Raw genomic sequence first — 4,199 nt, forward strand, 5'->3', positions numbered from 1 at the left:
CGGAGATCACCGACGATCTCCGCCAGTTCCTCGGCGTCATCGACACGTTCTTCTTTGCGACGGCCAGCGCCGACGGCCGACCTTATATACAGCATCGCGGCGGACCGCCGGGGTTCCTGAAGCCCATCGGCAGCCACACGCTGGCCTTCGCCGACTTCGCGGGCAACCAGCAGTACATCTCGCTCGGCCATCTCCGCGAGAACGACCGCGCCCACATCTTCGTGCTGCACTTCGCCACCCAGCAGCGGCTGAAACTGTGGGGCCGGGCGCGGATCGTCGAAGGCGACCTCGAACTGATGGAGCGCCTGGTCGACCCGGCCTATCGCGCGCGGCCCCAACGGGCGATCGCCTTCACCATCGAGGCCTGGGACATCAACTGCCGCCAGTACATCGTCCCGCGCTACAGCGAGGCCGAGATCGCGCCCGCCGTCGACAACCTCGCCCGGCGCATCAAGGAACTCGAAGAAGAAGTGGCCCGGCTGAAGGGCCGGTAGCGGCGCGTCGAGACGGCATTAGACTCCGACGTCAGACTGGCCGCAGGTGACGCGGCACCCGCGCCTGGCGCAGCCTCTCTTCGAGCGTCTCCCTCTCGCGACGCCAGCGGCTCTCCTCGCGGTCTGCCCTCGTGTCCAGCGCCGCGCGGGCCTGTTCGATCTCCGCGACGGTCGCCTCATGGCGCGCCTCGGCCTTCTCCATCGCCGCCGTCGCGATGGCGATGGCGCGATCCCGCCGCGCCGCTTCCTTGCGCCGTTCGGCCGCCTCCTGCCGCTCCCGGCGTTCGCGGCGCGCCCGCTCCTTTTCGAAGGCACGCGCGGCTTCGCGCTCTTCCTTGCGATCGGTCGCTTCCGCCAGAACAGGCTTTCGCCGCCGGCGGGTGGCTTTGGGTTCCTTTGCAGCCTGGCCGTCGAATGCCGCCTCCGACGCCTCGGCTTCCTCCCTGAAGGGCTGGTCGGTACCGACTGGCCGCCGCAGCACGACCCCCGGCCGCGCCAGGGTGGCCTTCACGATGGCCGGATCGTCGGTCTGTTGCGCGAAGCCCTGGTGGAACAGATTGGCCCCCGCGCCCCAGGCGTCGAGCGCGGCCCTCATCGACGGCGCCGACACCGCGAGATCGAAGAAGCCCGCCGACGTCGTAAAGACCTTGAGCTTCCGCGCCATCCGTCCGCTCCCTCCCGAACCGCGGGAACGCTTCCAGGCGAGCGCCGGTTGCCGGTGCGGTATCATGATACCTGCGCAGGACCCGTGACACTCATTTCGAATGTTTCGTTTATTCGCGTCGATTTTCGCGCTTTTTCAACCACTTGTGGGCAAAGGTCGACGGGGAGGGCTTGAAATCAGCCAGCATACGTAACATATGAAGTTTCATGAGAAGAGACAGCCGACTTTCGGGCGTACTGCACGTCCTGTTGCACATGGCGGAGCACCCGGATCCGATGACGTCGGAGATGCTGGCGCGCGCCATGGATACCAATCCGGTGGTGATCCGCCGGCTGATGGGGGGCCTGCGGGAGCGCGGGTTCGTCCAATCGGAAAAGGGCCATGGCGGCGGCTGGACGATCGCGTGCGATCTCCGCGCCGTGACCCTGCTCGACATCTACGAGGCGCTCGGGCAGCCCGGGCTGCTGGCCATGGGCAACCGCACTGAGGCGCCCGGCTGTCTGGTCGAGCAGGCGGTGAACGCCGCCCTCGGCGACGCCTTCGACGAGGCCGAGGCCCTGCTGCTCCGCCGCTTCGGCGCCCTCACCCTCGCGGCGCTGAGCGCCGACTTTCACGAACGCCTCGCCCGGCGCGGCGGGTCGACCGACCTGGAGACCAACCATGCAGCATGATGTCGTCATCGTCGGAGGCGCCTTCGCCGGCCTCGCCGCCGCCACCTACCTCGCGCGCGCCCGCCGCCGCGTGTGCGTCATCGATGCCGGCCAGCCGCGCAACCGCTTCGCCCCCGCCTCGCACGGTTTCCTGGGGTCGGACGGCAGCGAACCCTCGTCGATCCTGGCGCGGGCGCGGGCGCAGCTCGCGGGCTATCCCGGCGTCACCTTCATCGAGGGCGAAGCCTCGGAGGCGACAGTGCGCGGCGACGGCTTCGCCGTCTCGTTGGCGGGCGGCGAGGAGATCGCGGCCCGCAAGGCGATCCTGGCCTTCGGCCTGCGCGACGAACTGCAGCCGATCCCCGGCCTGCAGGAACGCTGGGGCCGCACGGTGCTGCATTGCCCTTACTGCCATGGGTTCGAATTCAGCGACCGTCGGCTCGGCGTGCTCTTTCGCACGCCCCTGTCGGTCCACCAGGCCTGCCTCGTTGCCGAATGGGGACCGACGACCCTGTTCCTTAACGGCGCCGCGCTCGCGCCCGGCGATGCGGAAAGGCTCGCGCGGCATGGCGTGACGGTCGAGCCCGGCCGGGTCGCGCGTCTGCTCGGCGAAGGCAGCGCCCTGTCCGGCGCCGAATTCGAAGATGGGCGCGTGGCCGAGCTCGCCGCGCTCTATGTCGCGCCGCAATCGTGCCTCGCCAGCCCGATCGCCGAACGGCTCGGCGTCGCGATCGACGACGGCCCAGCCGGCCCGATCATCCGCACCGATGCCGACAAGATGACGAGCGTGCCCGGCCTCTACGCCGCGGGCGACATTGCCCGCGCGCCACACAGCGTCAGCTGGGCGGTGGCCGACGGCGTCACCGCGGGCACGTCGCTCCACCGCGCCCTCGTGTTCGGCGGATGAACGCGGCGCAGCCCTTCGCCGCGCCCGCGACGATCGCGGACTATGTCGCGGCCACGCCACACAAGGTGCCGGGCTACGCCGACCTGCACCGCATGGCGATGCTGTTGCTGGCGGAGCATGCGCCCGCGGCGGCGGACATTCTCGTCGTGGGGGCCGGCGGCGGCCTCGAACTGAAAGCGTTCGCCGAGGCGCAGCCCCGCTGGCGTTTCGTCGGCGTCGATCCGTCGGCCGGGATGCTCGACCTGGCGGGCCGAGTCCTGGGATCGCTGGGCGCGCGCGTCGATCTCCGGCAGGGCTTCATCGACACCGTGCAGCCGGGGCCGTTCGACGGCGCGACCTGTCTGCTCACGCTGCACTTCCTGCAACGGCAGGAGCGCCTGCACACGCTGCGGGAAATCCACCGGCGCCTGAAGCCCGGCGCACCGCTGGTCGTCGCCCATCACAGCATCGCGGACGGCGACGATGCCGTCGCGTGGCTTGCACGATCGGCGGCCTTCGCCGACCGGGCCGGCGCCGGCTTCGCCCGGTCGCGCCTCGCGGCAGCGAAGATGGCGGATGGCCTGCCGCTCCTGTCCGACGGCGAAGAGGGGGCGGTCCTGCGCGAGGCGGGATTCTCCGGCGTGGCCCTCTTCTATGCCGGGTTCTCGTTCAGAGGCTGGGTCTCTCGGGCTTGATCGCGGGATTCACGCGCCGGGCGTGCTGCTCGCGTTCAGGAGTTGCGAGACCGCGGTGATGACCTGCGCGGGCGCGAAGGGCTTCGGCACCAGGATGCTGTTGGGCACCCCGAGCGAGGCCCAGTCGTTGCTTTCGGAGCCGGTCATGTAGACCACCGGCATCTCGGGCTTCAGCTCCCGCGCATGCCGCGCCACGTCCCAGCCGGTGGTACTCGACCCGAGCTTGATGTCGGTGACGAGGGCACGCACCTCGTCGCCCTGCGCGTCGAGCGCGGCCATCGCCTCCTCCCCCGTCGCGGCCAGCAGCACCTCGTAGCCGCCCTCCTCGAAGGACTCCTTCAACACGTCGCCGATCTCCGCCTGATCCTCGGCGATCAGCACAAGCACCGCTGTCTTTTCCACAACATACCCCCATGGCCCGCGCTCCGGCTTCCGGATGCCGCCGGCTTCCCGACACGGGTCCAGAACGACCGAACGACTCGGTTAGTTCCCGTACGGAGGGGCGAATGGCGAAACGCCGCATGCCAGACCCGTCCATCGGCACGGTCCTTGCGTCCCCCGTCCTCGACCAGGGGGAATTGCCTATGAACAAGTCAAAGATCGCCGTCCTCAACCGCCGCACCGTGCTCGCTGCCGCAGGCGCCGCCACCGCGGCGCTCGCCGCGCCGCGCATCCTGCGCGCCCAGGGAAAGGAACTGGTCGTCGGCGGCGCCGCCAGCCACAAGGGCTTCGTCGAGACCATCATCGCGCCCGTGGTCGAGAAGAAGTTCTCCTGCAAGGTCGTGTTCGAGGGCTCCCGCTCGCTGGTCA

The 4,199-nt window shown here is 69.8% G+C and carries 6 protein-coding genes and 1 pseudogene; 5 read left to right on the forward strand and 2 right to left on the reverse strand.

The window, feature by feature from the left end; all coding sequences use genetic code 11:
- The coding region (locus Q0Q47_RS31015; protein ID WP_293869036.1) for a pyridoxamine 5'-phosphate oxidase family protein at positions 1 to 494 on the forward strand (494 nt) is incomplete at its 5' end.
- Positions 495 to 525: 31 nt separating this feature from the next.
- Here Q0Q47_RS31015 and Q0Q47_RS31020 read toward each other — a convergent pair.
- A complete protein-coding gene (locus tag Q0Q47_RS31020) occupies positions 526 to 1,158 on the reverse strand; it encodes a cell envelope biogenesis protein TolA (RefSeq protein WP_293869038.1) in 633 nt (210 codons plus the stop codon).
- 206 nt (positions 1,159 to 1,364) lie between these two features.
- Here Q0Q47_RS31020 and Q0Q47_RS31025 point away from each other — a divergent pair, with 206 nt between their 5' ends.
- The 3 genes from Q0Q47_RS31025 to Q0Q47_RS31035 are packed head-to-tail and all read left to right on the forward strand — an operon-like array spanning position 1,365 to position 3,389.
- Entirely contained in the window at positions 1,365 to 1,829 is a 465-nt protein-coding gene (locus tag Q0Q47_RS31025) for an Rrf2 family transcriptional regulator (RefSeq protein WP_293869040.1), read from the forward strand.
- A complete protein-coding gene (locus tag Q0Q47_RS31030; RefSeq protein ID WP_293869042.1) occupies positions 1,819 to 2,715 on the forward strand; it encodes an NAD(P)/FAD-dependent oxidoreductase in 897 nt (298 codons plus the stop codon). The genes Q0Q47_RS31025 and Q0Q47_RS31030 overlap by 11 nt, the downstream gene beginning before the upstream one ends.
- Positions 2,712 to 3,389, forward strand: coding sequence for a class I SAM-dependent methyltransferase (locus Q0Q47_RS31035; RefSeq protein ID WP_293869044.1), 678 nt, complete (start codon positions 2,712 to 2,714; stop codon positions 3,387 to 3,389). The genes Q0Q47_RS31030 and Q0Q47_RS31035 overlap by 4 nt, the downstream gene beginning before the upstream one ends.
- Positions 3,390 to 3,398: 9 nt before the next feature.
- Here Q0Q47_RS31035 and Q0Q47_RS31040 read toward each other — a convergent pair whose 3' ends face one another.
- A complete protein-coding gene (locus tag Q0Q47_RS31040; protein ID WP_293869046.1) occupies positions 3,399 to 3,776 on the reverse strand; it encodes a response regulator in 378 nt (125 codons plus the stop codon).
- 197 nt (positions 3,777 to 3,973) lie between these two features.
- Here Q0Q47_RS31040 and Q0Q47_RS31045 point away from each other — a divergent pair.
- Positions 3,974 to 4,199, forward strand: a pseudogene (locus Q0Q47_RS31045) (hypothetical protein); the annotation flags it as partial.

The organism is uncultured Alsobacter sp., assembly GCF_945952055.1.
In the GTDB taxonomy this organism is placed as follows: Bacteria; Pseudomonadota; Alphaproteobacteria; order Rhizobiales; family Beijerinckiaceae; genus Alsobacter.